This is a genomic window from Blastococcus sp. SYSU DS0539 (genome assembly GCF_054050855.1).
In genome coordinates this window covers 402,850-420,609 of the sequence record NZ_JBJHAF010000001.1, presented here as the reverse complement: position 1 = coordinate 420,609, position 17,760 = coordinate 402,850, and the positions used below count along the sequence as shown (strand labels likewise).

The following is a 17,760-nucleotide window of genomic DNA, read 5'->3' as shown; positions in this document are numbered from 1 at the left end:
CCACGGTCCCGCCCCGCAGCCGCGCGGGGTGGGGTGGACGAGGTCATCTCACGCGCAGTCGCGGCAGAACCCCTGGTCGCCACGGGTGGCGGCCAGGCGGCTGCGGTGCTGCACCAGGAAGCAGCGCGAGCAGGTGAACTCGTCCTCCTGCTTGGGGAGGACGCGGACGGTCAGCTCCTCGTTCGAGAGGTCGGCGCCGGGGAGCTCGAGGTTCTCGTTGAAGTCGGTCTCGTCGACGTCGACCGACGAGGACTGGGCCTCGGCCCGCCGCGCCTTGAGCTCCTCGAGCGAGTCCTCCCCGAGCTCGTCGGTCTCGTTGCGGCGCGGGGCGTCGTAGTCGGTGGCCATGGGGTGTGCCCCTCCTCCGGGGTTCTCGCGGGCATCGTGCCCGCTCGGCTGACGCGGCGCGGGGTTGCGCGTCGTCGTCCTGGCCGGTCGCCGGTGGGCGACCGGTGGGTCGGTGTGGGGGCAGCCCGCAGGTGCGGCGCCCGTCCACGCCCGCCGGCTCCTCGTCGCGACGGGGCCGGCAGCCCGCCAACGCCGTACGGCCCCGATTTGTGCCCGCCTCCGGAGAGGTGACACATCGGGCCCGGGGACGGGCGGGCGGCGGCGGAGCGCCAGAGGTTACCCTGCGCCCGTGCCGACTCCCCCGGGTGCTGATCCAGCCGTCGTCGGGCCGTACCTGGCCTCCGTGCTCGGAGACGAGCGATGGCGATCGGTGCGCATCGAGCTGATCGCGGCGGGCATGTCCAACCTCACCTACGTGGTGACCCCGGAGGGCGGCCCGGCCGACGCCGCGGTCATCCTCCGGCGGCCGCCGACGGGCGCCGTGCTGGCCACCGCGCACGACATGGCGCGCGAGCACCGGGTCATCTCGGCGCTCGGCCCCACACCCGTGCCGGTCCCCCGCACGCTCCACCTCTGCACCGATCCCGCGGTGCTCGGTGCGCCGTTCTACGTCATGGAGCGGATCGTCGGGGTGCACGCCGCCCGCGAGCTGCCCCCGGGCTACGCCGACGCCCCCGAGCAGAGGCGCGCGATCGGCGACGCGCTGGTCGACACGCTCGGCGCGCTGCACACCGTGGACGCAGCCGCCGTCGGGCTGGCCGACTTCGGGCGCCCCGAGGGCTTCCTGGCCCGGCAGGTGCGCCGCTGGACCACGCAGTGGGAGGCCACCCGCGACCGCGACCGCCCGGACCTGGACGCGCTGGCCGCCCGGCTGGCCGAGACGGTGCCGGCCACCCAGCGGCCGGGGATCACCCACGGCGACTACCGCCTGGACAACTGCCTGCTCGACCCGGCCACGCCCGGCCGGATCGCCGCGGTGCTGGACTGGGAGATGTCCACGCTCGGTGACCCGCTCACCGACCTCGGGATGCTGCTCGTCTACTGGCCCGAGGCCGGCGAGTCCCGGCCCTCCACGCCGAGCACCGTCACGGCGCTGCCCGGTTTCCCGACCCGGCAGGAGGTCGCCGAGCGGTACGCGGCCGGGACCGGGACCGACCTCTCCGAACTGAACTGGTACGTGGGGTTCGGGTTCTTCAAGTTCGCCGCGATCATCGCCGGCATCCTGACCCGCTCCGCCGCCGGCGCGATGGCGGGCAAGGACACCAGCGGCTACGCCGAGCGGATCGGCCCGTGCGTGGCGCTGGGACGCGCCGCGCTGGACGACGGTGCGATCTAGTCCGGATCGCCGCCCCTAAGCTCAGACGACAGCCGTCCGCACCAGGACGCTGGCTCGGCCGGCCCCCTTCCGGGCCGGCCAGCCGCGCCTGCCGGGTCCTCGCCGAGGAGCATCACCGTGACCGAGCGCACCGTCCGCCCTCCGGTGCGCCCGCGCAGTGGCCGTCGCCCGCTCCCCCCGCTGATCTTCCTGCTAGTGCTGGCGCTGACCGCCGGTGCGGTGTGGTGGACGGTCATGCGGCAGGACCGCGAGCGGCAGGCCGCCGAGGCCGCGGCGTGCGAGACGGCGGAGGCCGCCCCGCCGTCGCTGGACCCGGCCACCGTGTCGGTGCGCGTCCTCAACTCCACCGACGCACCCGGCCTGGCGCAGACGGTCGCCGACGAGCTCGGCGCCCGCGGGTTCACCGTCAGCGAGGTCGCCAACGATCCGTCCAGCCGCGAGGTGGAGGGCGTCGGGGAGGTGCGGCACGGGTCCCCCGGGCGGGACGCCGCCCGCTTCCTCGCGGTGCACATGCCCGGCGCCGGCGACTACCCCGACACCCGGGCCACCGCCGTCGTCGACCTGGTGCTCGGCCCGGAGTTCGTCTTCCCGGACAGCCTGGCCACCCCGGAGCAGGTGGCCGAGGCGCTGGCCGGCGCCGAGGACGCGGACACCGACTGCTGACGGTCCGGCCCGCTCAGCGGTGCAGCTCGGCCACCAGGTCGAGGAACGGCGGCGCCACCGACGGCGCCACGGCGATCACCATCGGCTCGCCGACCGGGGTGCCGGACAGCCCGGTCACGACCGCGCCCGCCTCGGCGGCCACCAGGGCTCCGGCCGCGTGGTCCCACGGGTTGAGGTCGAGTTCGTAGTAGGCGTCGACCCGCCCGGCCGCCAGCGCGCACAGGTCGACGGCGGCGCTGCCGAACCGCCGGATGTCGCGCACCTGCGGGAGCAGCCGCGCGACGACCGCGCCCTGGGCCCGCCGCTGCTCCACCCGGTAGCCGAAGCCGGTCGCCACCAGCGTGCGGTCCAGCGACTCCGGGCGGTTGACCGCCAGCCGCCGCACCGGGCGCCCCGGCGCCTCCAGCCACGCCCCGCCACCGGTCGTCGCGGTGAACAGCTCCCCGGTCGCCACGTTGAGCACCGCGCCGGCCCGCACGACGCCGTCCACCTCGGCGGCCACCGAGACCGCGTAGGCCGGGACGTCGTAGAGGAAGTTCACCGTCCCGTCGATCGGGTCGACGATCCAGCGGACCCCGCTGGTGCCCTCCCGGGCGGCGCCCTCCTCCCCCAGCACGCCGTCGTCGGGGCGGCTGCCCAGCAGGTGCCGGACCAGCAGCTCCTCGCTGGCCGCGTCCACCGCGGTCACGACGTCGACCGGGCTGGACTTGGTCGTGACGTGCTCGGCCGCCGTGTCGCGCCCGCGGGCGACGAGGACGGCCGCCTCGCGGGCGGCCGCCACGGCGAGGGCCAGCAGGGCGGCGGGCTCGGGAGCGGGGGCGGCACCGGTCCGGGGAGAGGCCATGGCGGGGATCCTGCCGCAGGGGTGACCGGCCCGGGTGCCGCCGCTCACTAACCTGTCGGCGTGCAGGGCTTCGGAGTGGACATCGGTGGCAGCGGCATCAAGGGGTGCCTGGTCGACCTGGACGAGGGGCGGCTCATCGGCGAACGGCTGCGCATCGAGACGCCGCAGCCCTCGCTGCCCGAGCCCGTCTACGACGTCGTGGCGCAGATTGTGGGCACCTTCGGGTGGGCCGGCCGGGTGGGCGTCACGTTCCCGGGGGTGATGAAGTCCGGGGTGGCCCACACGGCCGCCAACGTCGAGAAGAGCTGGATCGGCACCGACGTGGACGCCGGGCTCTCCCAGCGCATCCCCGGCTCGGTGGAGACGCTGAACGACGCCGACGCCGCCGGCATCGCCGAGATGCGCTACGGCGCGGGCCGCGACCGCCGTGGCGTGGTGCTCATGCTCACGTTCGGCACCGGGATCGGCAGCGCCCTGTTCGTCGACGGGATGCTGGTGCCCAACACGGAGTTCGGGCACATCCAGGTCGACGGCGAGGACGGCGAGTGGCGGGCCTCCGCGGCCGCCCGCGAGCGGGAAGAACTCAGCTACCCCCAGTGGGCCCAACGGGTCGACCGCTACCTCGACGTCCTCGAGGCCGGCCTGTGGCCCGACCTGATCATCGTCGGCGGCGGAGTGAGCAAGAAGGCCCACAAGTGGGTCCCGCTGCTGACCACCCGCACCCCGGTGGTGCCGGCGGAGCTGCAGAACGACGCCGGGATCGTCGGGGCCGCCCTGGCCGCGGCCGAGCACCTCGAACCCTGACCGGCCCGGTGCTCCGCGTGGCGCGCCGCACCCTGCGGGGGGCGCCCCCTCCGCCCCGTCGGAGCGATGACCTCGGATCCGAGGCGCTGGTAACAGCGCCGCACGTCGTTACAATGGTGACGCCCCAGCCCGTCGCCCCGCAGCCGGGAGGGATCCCCCGACCGGATCGCGGCCAAACGCCGCGCCGGTCAGCCGGGTCCTCCTGCCCTCCGGAGCACAGGCCGGAGCCGCTGCCCGCGGACCACACGGTCCCCCGGGGAACGAACCCAGCACGGGAAGGAACCTGAGTGCCCGCCGATCAGCCAGCACCGGAAGCAGCCGCAGCGAGCACCCCGCGCGCCAGGACTGCTGCAACCGGTACCCGTGCCAGCGCCAAGAAGACGGCCGCTGAGCCGGCGGCCGCCCGGAAGCGTGCGCCGGCCGGCGCCAAGAGCCCCGCCAAGGGCCGCGCCAAGCCGACGATCGCCCCCTCCCCCGGCAGCGGCGAGGGCACCGTCCTCACCGCGGTGGCCACCGGGGACGGCGCCGTCGCCGTCGTCGACGGCGGCTCCGAGGGCCTCAAGCTCGACGAGACGGTCGTCACCGGCAAGGACGGCGTCGAGGTCGCGGCCGAGGAGGAGACCACCGAGGGCGGCACCGACTTCGAGTGGGACGAGGAGGAGGAGTCCGAGGCGCTCCGGCAGGCCCGCAAGGACGCCGAGCTCACCGCCTCCGCCGACTCCGTCCGCGCCTACCTCAAGCAGATCGGCAAGGTCGCGCTGCTCAACGCCGAGGAGGAGGTCGACCTCGCCAAGCGCATCGAGGCCGGCCTCTACGGCTCCGAGCGGCTCCGCCAGGCCGAGGAGGAGGGCCAGAAGCTCTCCCCGCAGATGCGCCGCGACCTCAACTGGATCGTCCGCGACGGCGAGCGCGCCAAGAACCACCTGCTCGAGGCCAACCTCCGCCTCGTGGTCTCCCTGGCCAAGCGCTACACCGGCCGCGGCATGGCGTTCCTGGACCTGATCCAGGAGGGCAACCTCGGTCTTATCCGCGCGGTCGAGAAGTTCGACTACACCAAGGGCTACAAGTTCTCCACGTACGCCACCTGGTGGATCCGGCAGGCCATCACCCGCGCCATGGCCGACCAGGCCCGCACCATCCGCATCCCGGTGCACATGGTCGAGGTCATCAACAAGCTCGGCCGCATCCAGCGCGAGCTGCTCCAGGACCTGGGCCGCGAGCCCACCCCGGAGGAGCTGGCCAAGGAGATGGACATCACCCCGGACAAGGTGCTGGAGATCCAGCAGTACGCCCGGGAGCCGATCAGCCTCGACCAGACCATCGGTGACGAGGGCGACAGCCAGCTCGGCGACTTCATCGAGGACTCCGAGGCGGTCGTCGCCGTCGACGCGGTCAGCTTCACGCTGATGCAGGACCAGCTGACCAGCGTGCTGCAGACGCTGTCGGAGCGGGAGGCCGGCGTCGTCCGGCTGCGCTTCGGCCTCACCGACGGCCAGCCGCGCACCCTGGACGAGATCGGACAGGTCTACGGCGTGACCCGCGAGCGGATCCGCCAGATCGAGTCCAAGACGATGTCGAAGCTGCGGCACCCCAGCCGCTCGCAGGTCCTGCGCGACTACCTCGACTGACGTCCTCCGGACGCCACCGCGGCCACGTGCCGTGCCCCCCTGCAGCGCTGAGCCGTTGCGTCGCCCCTGCGCGGACCCTCCGGGCCCACTCGGGACGACCTCCGGCTCCGGACGGCCGCCGACGACCCACGTCGTCGGCGGCCGTCGTTGCGTCTCGGGTCACCGCTGCCGGGTGCGGTCCGGAGGACCGCAATGTCATGTCACGGTGTGGTCGCGACCGGTGTACCGCCACATGCGTCGGGTAGACGGCGTAGCGTGGGCCCGGTCAGAACAGCAGCGGACCCACGGTCGGCCCGGTCCACCACCGAGCCGGCAGATCACCACCAGCACGTGCACCACCAGTTCCACCCAGTGACGTCCCCTGCTGAACCCGCTCCACCCAGGCCCGGCTTGTCACGGACTCATCTCTTTCGGCGAGTTCCGGATGAACCGGGTGGGATCGGGAATCCGAGGGGCCATCCTGGCGCTGTGCAGGAGGCCGATCCGCAGCCGCGGGTCCGTGCGGTAGAGAGCGAGTGATGACCCAGATGACCCAGACGCTGACGACGACCCCCGCCGCCGACGACCTGGTCGTGCCCTTCCACTGCGACCGTTGTGGCGCCCTGGCCAAGGTCCGTGTCGTGCTCGCCAGCGGTAGCGACCTCGTGTTCTGCGGGCACCACGCCCGGGAGTACGAGACCAAGCTCCGTGACATCGCCGTCGACATCATCGACACAGAGGGCGAGCAGCACGTAACTGCCTGACAGAGGCGATATCGTCGCGCCCGCGATGACCGCTTCACCCGACGACGCCGCCGCGTCCTCCGATCCGCCTCGTGCGGACGGGGGGCCGGCGGCTCCGTCGTCTCCGGGGACCCCCGGTCGGCGGCGACCGGAGGAACTCCCCATGTCCCAGCAGTCCCCCGCGCACGACGAGACCGTGCGCTTGCATCCCGAGGGCACCGAGGGGCGCCCGCAGCCGGCGAGCTCCTCGTCGGCGTTCGGGGAGCAGCCCGACGACACCCGTCCGGTGAGCCGGGAGTGGCTGCGCACCACGCCGGAGCCGTCCCCGGGCACCGCCCAGCAGCCCGCTTCCGGGTCCGGTGCGGCGGCCGACGGCGCCGACGCGAAGCCCGGCACCGACGCGAAGCCCGATGCCGACGCCGAGGGCACGCAGCGCATGGACCTCTCGGCCGGCGCGCCGGCCCCGGCGGACACCGACGACACCGCGCGCACCGCCGTCGTCCCGCCCGTGGACGGCGACGACCCCGACGGGCCCACCGGTCCCCCCTCGGGCGACGAGCCCCCCGCAACCGGGTCGCGCGGCCCCTGGTGGCGCCGTCGGGCCGGGCTCGTCCCGGCCGGCGCCCTCGCCCTGCTGGCCGCCGTCTACGGGATCGACCTGCTCGCCTCCTCAGGGCAGGTGCCGCGGCACACCGTCGTGGCCGGCGTCGAGGTCGGGGGCCTCTCACCCGCCTCGGCGGCGCAGCGGCTCGAGGAGCAGCTCGCCCCGCGGATCGTCGCCGACCACACCGTGCAGGCCGCCGACGTGACGGCCACCCTCTCCCCCGCCACCGCCGGCATCACCCTCGACGTCCCGCGCACCGTGGACGCCGCCGAGGAGCAGCCGCTGAACCCGTGGACCCGTCTGGTCACCCTCTTCGCCGACCGCGAGGTGGAGCCGGTCATCACCGGCGAGGAGACCGCGCTGCAGGCCCAGATCGAGGGCATCGCCGCGCAGGTGGACCGGGCACCCCAGGACGCCACGATCGCCCTCGAGGACACCACGCCGACGGTCGTGGAACCGCTGGACGGCCGGGCGCTTGACCTCGACGCCGCCGCCGAGGCCATCACCGACGCCCTGGCCTCCGGCGGGGACCCGGGCACGCCGATCGAGCTGCCCGTCGAGGTCACACCCGTGGCCGTGGACGCCGAGGAGGCGCAGCGGGTCCTCGAGGAGACCGTCACGCCCGCGCTGTCGGCGCCGGTGACGGTGGTCAGCCAGGACGGCGGCACCTCCGCGGAGGTGCCGGTCGACGCGATCGCCGCGGCCCTCACCTTCACCCCGGAGGACGACGGCGAGCTCGCCGTAGGCCTCGACCCGGAGGCGCTCCAGGGCGCCCTCGGGGACGAGCTCGGCGCGTTCGGCACCCCCGCGCAGGACGCACGCTTCGACGTGTCCGGCGGCTCGGTGAGCGTCGTGCCGTCGGTCGACGGGACCGGTATCGCGCCGGCGCACCTGGTCGAGCAGCTGCTGCCGGTGCTCACCCAGGAGGCGCCGCGGTCGGTGACCGCGGAGCTGGGTCCGGTGCCGGCCGAGTTCACCACCCAGGAGGCCGAGGCGCTGGGCATCCGCGAGGAGATCTCCAGCTTCACCACCAGGATCGGCAACGCCGCGAGCGGCGAGAACATCCGGGTGGTGGCCGCGGAGGTCGACGGCGCGATCATCATGCCCGGCGAGACGTTCAGCCTGAATGGGTTCACCGGGCCCCGGGGCGTGGCCCAGGGCTACGTGGAGGCCGCCGTCATCAACAACGGCGAGTTCACCACCGCGGTCGGCGGAGGCATCAGCCAGTTCGCCACCACGATGTTCAACGCCGTCTTCTTCGCCGGGCTCGAGGACGTCTTCCACAAGCCGCACAGCTACTACATCAGCCGCTACCCGGCCGGCCGCGAGGCGACGGTCTACTACGACTCGATCGACCTGAAGTGGCGCAACGACGGCGAGACCGGCGTCTACGTCGACACCACCTGGACGCCGGGATCGCTCACGGTCACCTTCTACGGGACCAAGCGCTACGAGATCCAGTCGATCAGCAGCGACCGGTACAACCTGCGCCAGCCGGTCGTGCAGGACAAGCCGGACAGCCCGACCTGCGAGCCGCAGTCCGGATCGACCGGGTTCGACATCACCGTCACCCGCGTGTTCCGCGACCTCGGCACCGGCGCGGAGCTGAAGCGGGAGCCCTTCCAGACCCGCTACGCGGCCGAGCCGGTGATCAACTGCGTGCCCGCCGAGCCGGCCCCGGCCGCGCCCGAGGGGACGGCGCCCAGCAGCGCACCGGCACCGGGCGGACGACGCCCCGCGCGTCCCCGGGCGGCCTGACGCCCGCCACCCGGCCGGCCGGAAACGCCCCGCCCCCCGGCACCCCGCCCGTCGGGACGGCGCTCGCGTGCACACTGTGCAGGTGAGCGCCGTCCTGCCCAGTGACTCGCCCGCCCGGGCCGGGGCGGACGAGCCGACGACCGCCGGCCCCGGCACCGGCGGCGGCGCGACCCGGGCGGACGCCCCCAAGCCGTCCCGGCTGCGCCGCTGGCCGGCCTTCCTCCGGGTGCCCCTGCAGGTGCTCGGGCGGACGCTCGCCAAGGCCTGGCACGACCGCATCCTCGGGCTGTCCGCGGAGGCGGCGTTCTGGCAGATCCTGTCGGTACCGCCGTTGCTCATCGGGCTGCTCGGTTCGCTGGGCTACCTGGGTGACCTCATCGGCAGCGAGTCCGTCGCGATGATCGAGGAGCAGCTCCTCGACGCCTCCTCGCAGGTGCTCACCGACGACGTCGTCGACAGCCTGGTGCGCCCCACGCTGGCCGACATCCTCGGTTCCGGCCGCCTCGAGGTGGTCAGCGTCGGCTTCCTGATCTCGCTGTGGGCGGGTTCCTCGGCGACGGCGACCTTCATGAACACCATCGTCATCGCCTACGACCAGCGGGACGTGCGCGGGCCGATCCGCACGCGGCTCAAGGCGCTGTGGCTGTTCGTGGTCGGGCTGCTGATGGCAGTGCTGATGCTGCCGCTGCTGGTGCTCGGCCGGGGCACCCTCGCGGACTTCGTGCCACCGGACTGGCGGGACACCGCGGTGATGCTCATCAACGCCGTCTACTGGCCGCTCGTGGTCATCGGGCTGCTGCTGGCGCTCACCAGCTTCTTCCACGTGATCCTGCCGAACCGGCTGCCGTGGCGGCGGCAGCTGCCCGGAGCGCTGCTCAGCCTCGTCTTCTTCCTGCTGGCCGCGCTGGCGTTGCGCGCCTACATCGGCGACTTCCTGACCACGGCGCTCCCCTACGGGGCGCTCGCGGCACCGATCGGCGCGCTGCTGTTCTGCTTCTTCTTCGGCATGGCCGTGCTGCTCGGCGCGGAGCTCAACGCCACGATCCAGTCCCGCTGGCCGGCGCCGCTCAGCCGGCACGACCGGCGGCGCCGGGCCCGCCGCCAGGCCAAGCTCGACAACGAGGCCCGCCGGCTCGGCATGCGCTGAGCTATGGCATCGCGGTCCGCTATGGCATCGCGGTCCTCCGGACCGCACCGCGGTCCTCTATGACATCGCGGTCCTCCGGACCGCACCGCGGCCAGGTGCCGTACCCGGCTCGAGCTGAGCCGCTGCGTCGTCCCTGCGCGGACCCTCCGGGCCCACTCGGGACGACCGGGCCACGCGTCCCCCTAGTCCTTGCGGAGCTGGTTGTAGACCTCCTTGCAGGCCGGGCACACCGGGCTGCCGGGCTTGGGGCTCTTCGTCACGGGGAAGACCTCCCCGCACAGCGCCTCGACCATGGTGCCCATGACGGCGCTCTCGGCGATCTTGTTCTTCTTGACGTAGTGGAAGACCTCGTTGGCGTTGCCGGTGTCCGACTCGCGGACGTCCGGCCGCTCGAGGATGTCGCTGCTGCTCATGCGGGCTCCCTGCTCGACGGTCCGGTCGTGCGGCGGCGGCGCGGCCGGGGTCGCCGCAGTGCTCCCGCACCCGGTGACCATGATGACAGGGTGCCCGCCGCGAACGCCGCTCCCCGCCCGGTCCTGTCCCCCGAGGTCGCCGACGCCCTGCGCGAGGGCCGGCCGGTCGTCGCGCTGGAGAGCACCTTGCTGGCCCACGGCCTCCCCCGCCCGGACAACCGCGCGGCCGCCGACGACGTCGAGGCCGCGGTGCGTGCGGGCGGCGCGGTCCCGGCCACGATCGCCGTGCTCGACGGCGTGCCGCACGTCGGGCTGACCGCCGCGCAGGTCGACCGGGTCTGCGCCGATCCCGACCTGGCGAAGCTCGGCGTCCGGGACCTGCCGGTCGCGGCGGCGCTCGGGATGAGCGGCGCCACCACCGTGTCCAGCACCGCCCTGCTGGCCGAGGCCGCCGGGGTCGCCGTCTTCGCCACCGGCGGGCTGGGCGGCGTGCACCGCCAGTCGGTCGACACCTTCGACGAGTCCGCCGACCTCACCGCCCTCTCCCGCACCTCCCTGGTCGTGGTGTGCGCCGGCGTGAAGTCGATCCTCGACGTCCCGGCGACCCTGGAGCGGCTGGAGTCGCTGTCGGTGACCGTGATCGGGTACGGCACCACCACGTTCCCGGGCTTCTACGTCGCCGACTCCGGTTCGACGCTGGACTGGTCGGTCACCGACGCCGAGCAGGCCGCCGCGGTGTTCGCCGCGCGCCGGCAGCTCGCCCCCGGCGCCGTCGTCGTCGCCAACCCGCTGCCGTCCGACGAGCAGCTGGACCCCGTGCTGCACGACCGGGTCATCGCCGACGCGCTCGCGGCGGCCGACGCCGCGGGCGTGCGCGGCAAGGAGGTCACGCCGTTCGTGCTCGACCACCTGCACCGCGCCAGCGCAGGCGCCACCCTGGCGGTCAACGTCCGGCTGGTGCTGCGCAACGCCGAGCTGGCCGGCCGGATCGCGACGGCGCTGGCCGCCCGCACCGCCTGACCGCGGCCGTGCGTCCCCCTGTCGTCGTCGTCGGCGACGTCGCCACCGACGTCGTGGTGGTGCTGTCCGGTGCGCCGGCCCCGGGCTCGGACCGGCCGGCGTCGATAGTCAGCCGCGGCGGGGGCGCCGGCGCCAACGTCGCGGCGCACCTGGCCCGGCTGGGGACGCCGACGGTGCTGGCCGGCTGCATCGGCGACGACGCCGCGGGGGCCGGCCTGGCCGCCGAGCTGTCGGCGGCCGGGGTGCGGCTGCGGCTGCGCACCGTGCCGGGTGCGGCGACCGGCACGATCGTCAGCCTGGTCGAGCCCGACGGGCAGCGGAGCATGCTGGCCGACCGCGGCGCCAACCTCGCGCTGCGCCCGGCGGACCTGCCCGGTCCCGTCCCGGGCGGCCACCTGCACCTGTCGGGCTACACGCTGCTGGACCCGGGGCCGCGCGACGCCGGCCTGGCCGCGCTGCGGGCGGCGACGGGGGCCGGCTGCACCGTCTCGGTCGACCCGGCGTCGACCGGCCCGCTGCTCGGCCACGGGGTGGACCGGTGGCTGGCGGACACGGCCGGGGCCACGCTCGTCCTGCCCAACGCCGACGAGGCGCGGCTGCTCACCGGTTGCGACGACCCCACCGATGCGGTCCGCGCCCTGGCCGCGCGGCACCCGATCGCGGTGGTGACGCTCGGGCCGGACGGCGCGCTGTGGGCGGCCGGCGACGACCTGGTCCACCGGCCCGCCCTCCGGACGACAGTCGTGGACACCACCGGGGCCGGCGACGCCTTCGCGGCCGGGCTGCTGGCCGCCTGGCTGGGCACGCCGGGGGTCTCCCCCGCAGCGGCGCTGGACGCCGGACTGGCCCGCGCGGCCGAGGTCGTGCGCCACCCCGGGGCGCGGTGACCGCGACCCCGGGACCGTCGTCCGCCTCGCTCAGCCCTCGATGATCCGACCGGACCGGGCGGGGTTCTCCAGCACCCGGTCGGGTCGCGCGTCGACGCCCTGCAGGCGGGTCCGGGGCTTGGGCGGCCGGTCGTTGGCCATGACCACGGCGATCCACGGCAGCACCGTGCCCAGGATGGCCAGGATGATCATCAGCCAGACGGTCTGGTAGAAGACCGCGGCCAGGACGAGGGCCACGCCACGGACGCCCATGGTGATCGCGTAGCGCCGCTTCCGGGCTGCCTGCTGGTCGATCAGGCTCGGGGCCGCCTCGGTGATGAGCACCGGCTCCGGTCTGCGCGACCGCGGGAACTGCTGGCTCGAAGCCACGGGCAACCTTCCCTCCGCTGGCCGGGGTGCCGCGAGGGTCACCCCGCCGGCTCCCGGACCACCCCCATGGTGCCACCGGGACGGGGCCCGTGCAGGCGCCCCCGCGTCAGCTCCCCGAGGCCTGCTTCGCCGCCTTCGCGGCCTGCTTCTGCTCCTGCTTGAACGCCCGCACCTCGGCCAGCGAATCGGGTCCGGTGATGTCGGCGACCGAACGCCGCGAGCCCTCGGCGCCGTAGTCGCCGGCGGCCTCCCGCCAGCCCGACGGGGTGACGCCGTACTGCTTGCCGAGCAGGGCGAGGAAGATCTTCGACTTCTGCGCCCCGAAGCCCGGGAGCCCGTTCAGCCGCTTCAGCAGCGTGGCGCCGTCCGGGGCGTCGGCCCACAGCCCCTCCGCCCGCCCGCCGTGGTGCTCCACCAGGGCGCGGCACAGCTCCTGCGCCCGGCCGGCCATCGACCCGGGGTAGCGGTGCAGGGCCGGCGGCCCCTGGAAGACGCGGACGAGCTCCTCGGGATCCATGGCCGCGAGCTGCTCGGCCGACAGGGCGTCCACCCCGAGCCGGTCGGCCAGCAGCCGAGGAGCACCGAAGGCGCGCTCCATCGGGAACTGCTGGTCCAGCAGCATGCCCAGAAGCAGCGCGAGCGGGTCTCGGCTCAGCAGCTCGTCGGCGGCGTCCTCTTGGGCGATGCGGAGGTTCGGCACACCGAGATGGTGCCGTAGAGCGATCCCGTCGCAATCACCACCGAGCACCGCGGGCCGTATGGTCCCGCCAGTGGACGATGCGCCTGCCAGAGATCTCGTTCCAGGCCTTGTGAACGAGCCCTGACTTCCGGCTTCGCTCTACTCCGGCCACCACCACGCCGTCCGCATCCTGGGCGCCGGGCGCCACTTCCCGACATGCACAACGAGCCGGGGCGCGGTAGCGTCACAACAGTAGTTGAGCATTCAATGAGATGCGCGACTGCGTCCCGCCATGTCCGAACCTACGCGCTACAGGGAGAACCGTGCCCAACATCGCTGTCGTCTACTACTCGTCGACCGGGAACGTCCACCAGCTCGCCGCCGCTGTTGCTGACGGCGCCCGTGAAGCCGGGGCCGAGGTTCGCCTGCGTCGAGTCCCCGAGCTGGCTCCCGAGGAGGCCATCGACTCCAACCCGCTCTGGCGCGCCCACGTGGACACCACCGCCGATCAGGTCGAGGTGGCCACGCCGGCGGACCTCGAGTGGGCCGATGGCTACGCCTTGGGCACGCCGACCCGATTCGGCACCCCCGCAGCCCAGATGAAGCAGTTCATCGACACCCTCGGTGGGCTCTGGTTCACCGGGAAGCTGGCCAACAAGGGCGCCACCGCCTTCACCAGCGCGCAGAACGTCCACGGCGGTCAGGAGTCGACGATCCTGACACTGTTCAACGTGTTCTCCCACTTCGGGGCGGTCATCGTGCCGCCCGGCTACACCGACCCCCTGCTGTTCGAGGCCGGCGGGAACCCCTACGGCGTCTCCAACGCCTCGGGCGGCCAGGCGGCGACCGCCAACCAGGCCGAGCTGGCCGCGGCCCGCTACCAGGGCCGCCGCCTCGCCGAGGTGACCGCCAAGCTCGTCGCCTGACATGGATCACGGTTCCTGGGGCTGCTCCGCGGACTCGCCCCAGGAACCGACCAGGCCGGCAATCCCGGCGCTACCGCCGCGACGTCGCCCGCGCCGCCCTTCCAGGGGCCACGCGGGTAGCGAGTGACTCTTCCGCCGCGGCCGCTCCGCGGGAAGTCGCGGTCAGAACCGGCGCCTCTCGTCGCGGCAGGTCGAACTGCAGTCGACTTCTTCAGCTGCTTCGTCGACGCATGTGCTGGTCCAGCAGCATCCCGATCAGCAGGGCCAGCGGATCCCGGCCCAGGAGTTCGTCAGCCGCTGGGTCCTGGGCGATGCGGAGGATCGGCATGGCAGAGATGGTGCCGTAGAGCGGTCCTGCGGCACTCACCCCCGGACGAGGAGCAGCGTCTCGATGACGAGTTCGTGCGAGGTCAGGGACAGGGGGCTGATCGGAACACCTTTCCTGCGGACGGTGCAGAACGGTCGGAGTGAGTGGTGTGGGTCGGCGGCGATGCTGCGGTCAGGTCGCGGGGGCGGCGGGCCGGGCGGCGGCGGGACCGCTGGGCGCCGGATGACGCCATGCGGCGACGCTCCGCACCGCCCAGCCCGCACGGGTCGAGCCCAGGCCGACCAGCCGGCGCAGCGCTGGCCCGGTGGGACTGCCACCGACGTGGACGGTGATGGCGTGGAGGCCGCGCACGCCGTGCGGGAAGGGTGTTGTGGTCGTCTCCTCCTGCCAGTGGCCGGTGGTCGCGCGGCACCGGACGCGCAACCGGTGCGGACCAGGCGTGGCCGCCCAACGGGCCCTCCATGACCGCCAGGCGCCCGGTCCGAGGTCGACGCCGAGAGTGGCACCGGTCCACGGACCGTCGTCGATCTGCAGCTGCACGCGGTCGACGCCGACGGGCGGCGCCCAGGCGTAGCCGCGGATCGTGACCTCGCCGGGCTGGATGTGGGCATGCGGGCCGGGGGCGTCGATCCGCGAGGCCGGGTGCACCGGGTAGGTGCCGTCGGTCCAGCCGCGCGAGCCCCAGTAGGACGGCGGAGGTGTCGCAGTGACGGTGAGGCGCCGCAGCCACTTGAGGTTGCCGTCCTGCCCGTGCCGGCCGGAGACGAGCAACCGGGCGGGACTGCCGTGCTCGCGGGGCAGTGGTCGCCCGGCCATGCCGACGGCGAGGAAGCCGTGCCGGCGGGCCGCGTCCAGGGGCAGCACGTTGGTGTAGCCGTCGACGGCCTCGGCGACCAGCCACCCGTCGTCGTCAGTGACGCCGGCCCGCTCGAGCAGGTCGACCAGGCCGATGCCGGTCCAGCGGGCGCAGCCCATCCGGTCGCCGCCGACGGGGTTGTGCACGCAGATCATCAGCAGGTCGCGCTCCTCCAGGGGCAGGGCGAGCAGCTCGCGGAGGGTCAGGGACAGCGGCCGCTCCACCTCGCCGTCCACCTCGAGTCGCCAGGTGCCGAGGTCGGTGCGCGGCTCGGGGACGGTGACGTCGATGACGACCAGCTCCCCGGGCTCGGCCAGGAGCGGGGCGACGCCCGGCTGCGGTGCGGCGTCGGCGGCAGACACCGGCAGCAGCGACCGGACGGGGGTCGGCAACGTCACCTGGTCGTGCAGCGCGACGGCGCCACGACGACGTGCGCGGCGGTCCGCGGCGACGACCGCGCCCGTGGCCGCCGCAGCGGCGGCCAGCACCGCCGGCGGCGGTACCGGCAGCGGGGCGACCGCAGCCGCGGCGGTGACAATGCCGGTGGCCGTGGCGGCGGCGGTGTCCCGGGCTGAGGCGTCGCCGCGGCGCAGCGCGAGGTAACCGCCGACGGCGTGCGGAGCGGCGGCCACGGCGGCGCCGAGCACCGGGCGACGGTCGGCCAGGGTGCCGCCGGCGGCCGCGGCGATGCCGCTGGCACCGGCCGCGAGCACGGCCAGACCCGGCTTGTCGGCCCGGCCGACGAGGGCGACGCCGCCATCGACCAGCATCGCCGGGGAAGCGTCGACCAGGCCGCGGGCCAGGCCGGAGGACGGCGAGCGGCCACGGCGGGTGGCGGAGGCGGCGATCTCACCGGCCGCGGCGGCGAGCAGACCGGCGAGCAGCCCGGTCCGCCCGGGACGCGGACGAGGGGTGCGGTGGGCGGTCATCGAGGGCTCCTCGGGTGCGTGAGTCGGTCAGGGCTGTCAGTGGCGAGCCGGCGGTCCGGCGGGGTGTGAGCCGGCCGGTGAGAGCGGATGTGCGGCCATCGCCAGCGCGACCGCGAGGACCGTGCTGACCGGTGCCCACAGCACGAGCCCGGCCGGGGCAGCCAGCCGAGCACGGCCGGCCCGGCCAGCACGGCGGCCGGAGCTCCGGTGCCCGTGAGCACGGTTCCGCTCGACGAGGCGCGGCAGCGGAGCCAGCCGGCGACGGTCAGCGCCCACCCGGCGACGATCACGAGGACGGCGGCCCAGGAGCCATCGGCGAGTAGCTGCCACCCGACCTCGAGACCGACCACGGTGGCCACCATCGGCAGCAGCGTGGCGGTGAGGTGGACGAGAAATCCCCGGACCGCCGCGGAGGTAGGGGCCGTCGGCGGAGGGCGCCGACCGATCCGGCGGCGGCCACGTTCCCCGCGACGTCGGCGCGGGGAGGGCGGTGGACGTTGACCGGCGGGGAGTCCCGGTGATCATCGCTGTCTCCTGCGGCTGGACGGAGGTCGGTGGGTCGAGGTCGACGCTAGGAACGCATCGCCGGCGTCACGCCGGGAAAACCGCCGGGGTTGCGGTGACGGCGCCGAGCTCGGTGCGCCGCTGTGGCTGGGCGTCGTCCGCGGTCAGCCGGCCGGTGGCCCACACGACGGCGTCGACGTGGACGGCGGTGTCGTCGGCGGAGGTGGCGGTGTGGGCGGACACGCCGAAGTACCCGGATCGGTCAGCCAGAGAGGCTCCCGGCCGGCGTTGCGCTGGAGCAGCCCGGTCGGCGGGGTGCCGACCGCGACGGTGCTCGTAAATCGGTCAGCCGGTCGGACAGTGACGAGCTGTCTCAGACCGGTGGTGTCGGGTCGTACTGGATCCCGCGGCACACCTCCTGTGCCCTCTGCCTGCCGGCCAGGCGGTCAACCAGGTGCAAGGCCATGTCGATGCCGGCCGAGATCCCGGCGGAGGTGATGACGTCACCGTCGTCCACGAACCGCACCCCGCGTCGAACGTCGATCGTCGGGTCCAGCTCGGACAGCTTGTCCAGCGAGCTCCAGTGCGTCGTCGCGGGCCGCCCGGCCAGCAGGCCTGCCGCGGCGTAGAGGAGCGCGCCGGTGCAGACGCTCGTCAACAGCGGAACCGCGGCCCGCTGGCGACGGATCCAGTCGAGCTGGGCGTCGTCGTGGAGCTGCGGACGCGTTCCCTGCCCGCCCGGGTAGAGCAGGACCTCCAGTGCAGGGGCATCCGCGTAGGAGTGATGAGCCTGCACCACCAGACCCTTGGCGCACTGCACCAGGCCGCCTGACGCGGAGAGGCACGACACGTCGTAGCCGTCTTGGGGGAAGTTGCGGGTCCAGTACGAGAGCACCTCCCATGGCCCGATTGCGTCGAGCTCCTCGACGCCCTGGAACAACACGATCCCGATGTGCAGCCTCTCGTGGGTCATGCGGCCATGACAGCAAGGCACC

18 protein-coding genes are annotated in these 17,760 nt (G+C 74.2%); 10 read left to right on the top strand and 8 right to left on the bottom strand.

Going from position 1 to position 17,760, the window contains the following annotated elements:
* Positions 1–48 precede the first annotated feature (48 nt).
* Positions 49–348: a DUF4193 domain-containing protein gene (locus ACI790_RS01910; protein WP_456568085.1), complete on the bottom strand. Its 300-nt coding sequence runs from the start codon at positions 346–348 to the stop codon at positions 49–51.
* Positions 349–637: 289 nt separating this feature from the next.
* Between ACI790_RS01910 and ACI790_RS01905 the strand changes: the two genes are divergently transcribed.
* Together ACI790_RS01905 and ACI790_RS01900 are read left to right on the top strand one after the other, a co-directional pair.
* Positions 638–1,684: a phosphotransferase family protein gene (locus tag ACI790_RS01905; RefSeq protein ID WP_456568084.1), complete on the top strand. Its 1,047-nt coding sequence runs from the start codon at positions 638–640 to the stop codon at positions 1,682–1,684.
* A gap of 117 nt (positions 1,685–1,801) precedes the next feature.
* Positions 1,802–2,347 carry a LytR C-terminal domain-containing protein gene (locus tag ACI790_RS01900; protein ID WP_456568083.1) on the top strand — a complete coding sequence of 182 codons (546 nt, stop codon included), beginning with the start codon at positions 1,802–1,804 and terminating at the stop codon, positions 2,345–2,347.
* Between the two features lie 13 nt (positions 2,348–2,360).
* On the opposite strand, the gene ACI790_RS01895 is transcribed toward ACI790_RS01900, so the two are convergent.
* Complete coding sequence (locus ACI790_RS01895; protein WP_456568082.1) at positions 2,361–3,191, bottom strand: inositol monophosphatase family protein; 831 nt, start codon at positions 3,189–3,191, stop codon at positions 2,361–2,363.
* 60 nt (positions 3,192–3,251) lie between these two features.
* Here ACI790_RS01895 and ppgK point away from each other — a divergent pair, with 60 nt between their 5' ends.
* The 5 genes from ppgK to ACI790_RS01870 all read left to right on the top strand — a co-directional run bounded on the left by ppgK (position 3,252) and on the right by ACI790_RS01870 (position 9,854).
* Positions 3,252–3,995 (top strand): polyphosphate--glucose phosphotransferase, encoded by a 744-nt coding sequence (gene ppgK / locus ACI790_RS01890; RefSeq protein WP_456568081.1) that lies wholly within the window; start codon positions 3,252–3,254, stop codon positions 3,993–3,995.
* Between the two features lie 287 nt (positions 3,996–4,282).
* Complete coding sequence (locus ACI790_RS01885; RefSeq protein ID WP_456568080.1) at positions 4,283–5,623, top strand: RNA polymerase sigma factor; 1,341 nt, start codon at positions 4,283–4,285, stop codon at positions 5,621–5,623.
* A 518-nt stretch (positions 5,624–6,141) separates the two neighbouring features.
* Complete coding sequence (locus tag ACI790_RS01880) at positions 6,142–6,366, top strand: DUF7455 domain-containing protein (RefSeq protein WP_456568079.1); 225 nt, start codon at positions 6,142–6,144, stop codon at positions 6,364–6,366.
* Between the two features lie 142 nt (positions 6,367–6,508).
* A complete protein-coding gene (locus tag ACI790_RS01875) occupies positions 6,509–8,707 on the top strand; it encodes a VanW family protein (protein ID WP_456568078.1) in 2,199 nt (732 codons plus the stop codon).
* Positions 8,708–8,789: 82 nt separating this feature from the next.
* Positions 8,790–9,854 carry a YihY/virulence factor BrkB family protein gene (locus ACI790_RS01870; protein WP_456568077.1) on the top strand — a complete coding sequence of 355 codons (1,065 nt, stop codon included), beginning with the start codon at positions 8,790–8,792 and terminating at the stop codon, positions 9,852–9,854.
* Between the two features lie 182 nt (positions 9,855–10,036).
* On the opposite strand, the gene ACI790_RS01865 is transcribed toward ACI790_RS01870, so the two are convergent.
* Positions 10,037–10,267 carry a DUF3039 domain-containing protein gene (locus tag ACI790_RS01865; protein WP_456568076.1) on the bottom strand — a complete coding sequence of 77 codons (231 nt, stop codon included), beginning with the start codon at positions 10,265–10,267 and terminating at the stop codon, positions 10,037–10,039.
* 90 nt (positions 10,268–10,357) lie between these two features.
* On the opposite strand from ACI790_RS01865, the gene ACI790_RS01860 reads away from it, so the two are divergent.
* Together ACI790_RS01860 and ACI790_RS01855 are read left to right on the top strand one after the other, a co-directional pair.
* Positions 10,358–11,287 carry a pseudouridine-5'-phosphate glycosidase gene (locus ACI790_RS01860; protein ID WP_456568075.1) on the top strand — a complete coding sequence of 310 codons (930 nt, stop codon included), beginning with the start codon at positions 10,358–10,360 and terminating at the stop codon, positions 11,285–11,287.
* Positions 11,288–11,295: 8 nt separating this feature from the next.
* Positions 11,296–12,174, top strand: a complete 879-nt coding sequence (locus ACI790_RS01855) for a carbohydrate kinase family protein (protein ID WP_456568074.1) — start codon at positions 11,296–11,298, stop codon at positions 12,172–12,174.
* 30 nt (positions 12,175–12,204) lie between these two features.
* On the opposite strand, the gene ACI790_RS01850 is transcribed toward ACI790_RS01855, so the two are convergent.
* Both ACI790_RS01850 and ACI790_RS01845 read right to left on the bottom strand, forming a co-directional pair.
* The gene (locus ACI790_RS01850) at positions 12,205–12,543 is read right to left on the bottom strand and encodes a DUF3099 domain-containing protein (RefSeq protein ID WP_456568073.1); all 339 of its coding nucleotides are present in this window, start codon (positions 12,541–12,543) and stop codon (positions 12,205–12,207) included.
* A 106-nt stretch (positions 12,544–12,649) separates the two neighbouring features.
* Positions 12,650–13,243, bottom strand: a complete 594-nt coding sequence (locus tag ACI790_RS01845; protein WP_456568072.1) for an HhH-GPD-type base excision DNA repair protein — start codon at positions 13,241–13,243, stop codon at positions 12,650–12,652.
* A gap of 302 nt (positions 13,244–13,545) precedes the next feature.
* On the opposite strand from ACI790_RS01845, the gene wrbA reads away from it, so the two are divergent.
* A complete protein-coding gene (gene wrbA, locus ACI790_RS01840) occupies positions 13,546–14,148 on the top strand; it encodes an NAD(P)H:quinone oxidoreductase (RefSeq protein WP_456568071.1) in 603 nt (200 codons plus the stop codon).
* A gap of 499 nt (positions 14,149–14,647) precedes the next feature.
* Here the strand turns inward: wrbA and ACI790_RS01835 are convergent, their stop codons facing one another.
* From ACI790_RS01835 to ACI790_RS01825, 3 genes are all read right to left on the bottom strand, one after another.
* On the bottom strand, positions 14,648–16,261 hold the full coding sequence (locus ACI790_RS01835) for a molybdopterin-dependent oxidoreductase (protein ID WP_456568070.1): 1,614 nt from the start codon (positions 16,259–16,261) through the stop codon (positions 14,648–14,650).
* 591 nt (positions 16,262–16,852) lie between these two features.
* Positions 16,853–17,008, bottom strand: coding sequence for a hypothetical protein (locus tag ACI790_RS01830; protein ID WP_456568069.1), 156 nt, complete (start codon positions 17,006–17,008; stop codon positions 16,853–16,855).
* Between the two features lie 130 nt (positions 17,009–17,138).
* Positions 17,139–17,738: a DJ-1/PfpI family protein gene (locus ACI790_RS01825; RefSeq protein WP_456568068.1), complete on the bottom strand. Its 600-nt coding sequence runs from the start codon at positions 17,736–17,738 to the stop codon at positions 17,139–17,141.
* Positions 17,739–17,760: the final 22 nt, after the last annotated feature.

Excerpts from the sequence above, each read along its gene's own strand:
- ACI790_RS01910 (WP_456568085.1), bottom strand. The coding sequence starts at position 348 with ATGGCCACCGACTACGACGCCCCGCGCCGCAACGAGACCGACGAGCTC.
- ACI790_RS01895 (WP_456568082.1), bottom strand. The coding sequence starts at position 3,191 with ATGGCCTCTCCCCGGACCGGTGCCGCCCCCGCTCCCGAGCCCGCCGCC.
- ACI790_RS01880 (WP_456568079.1), top strand. The coding sequence starts at position 6,142 with ATGACCCAGATGACCCAGACGCTGACGACGACCCCCGCCGCCGACGAC.
- ACI790_RS01875 (WP_456568078.1), top strand. The coding sequence starts at position 6,509 with ATGTCCCAGCAGTCCCCCGCGCACGACGAGACCGTGCGCTTGCATCCC.
- ACI790_RS01865 (WP_456568076.1), bottom strand. The coding sequence starts at position 10,267 with ATGAGCAGCAGCGACATCCTCGAGCGGCCGGACGTCCGCGAGTCGGAC.
- ACI790_RS01835 (WP_456568070.1), bottom strand. The coding sequence starts at position 16,261 with ATGACCGCCCACCGCACCCCTCGTCCGCGTCCCGGGCGGACCGGGCTG.
- ACI790_RS01825 (WP_456568068.1), bottom strand. The coding sequence starts at position 17,738 with ATGACCCACGAGAGGCTGCACATCGGGATCGTGTTGTTCCAGGGCGTC.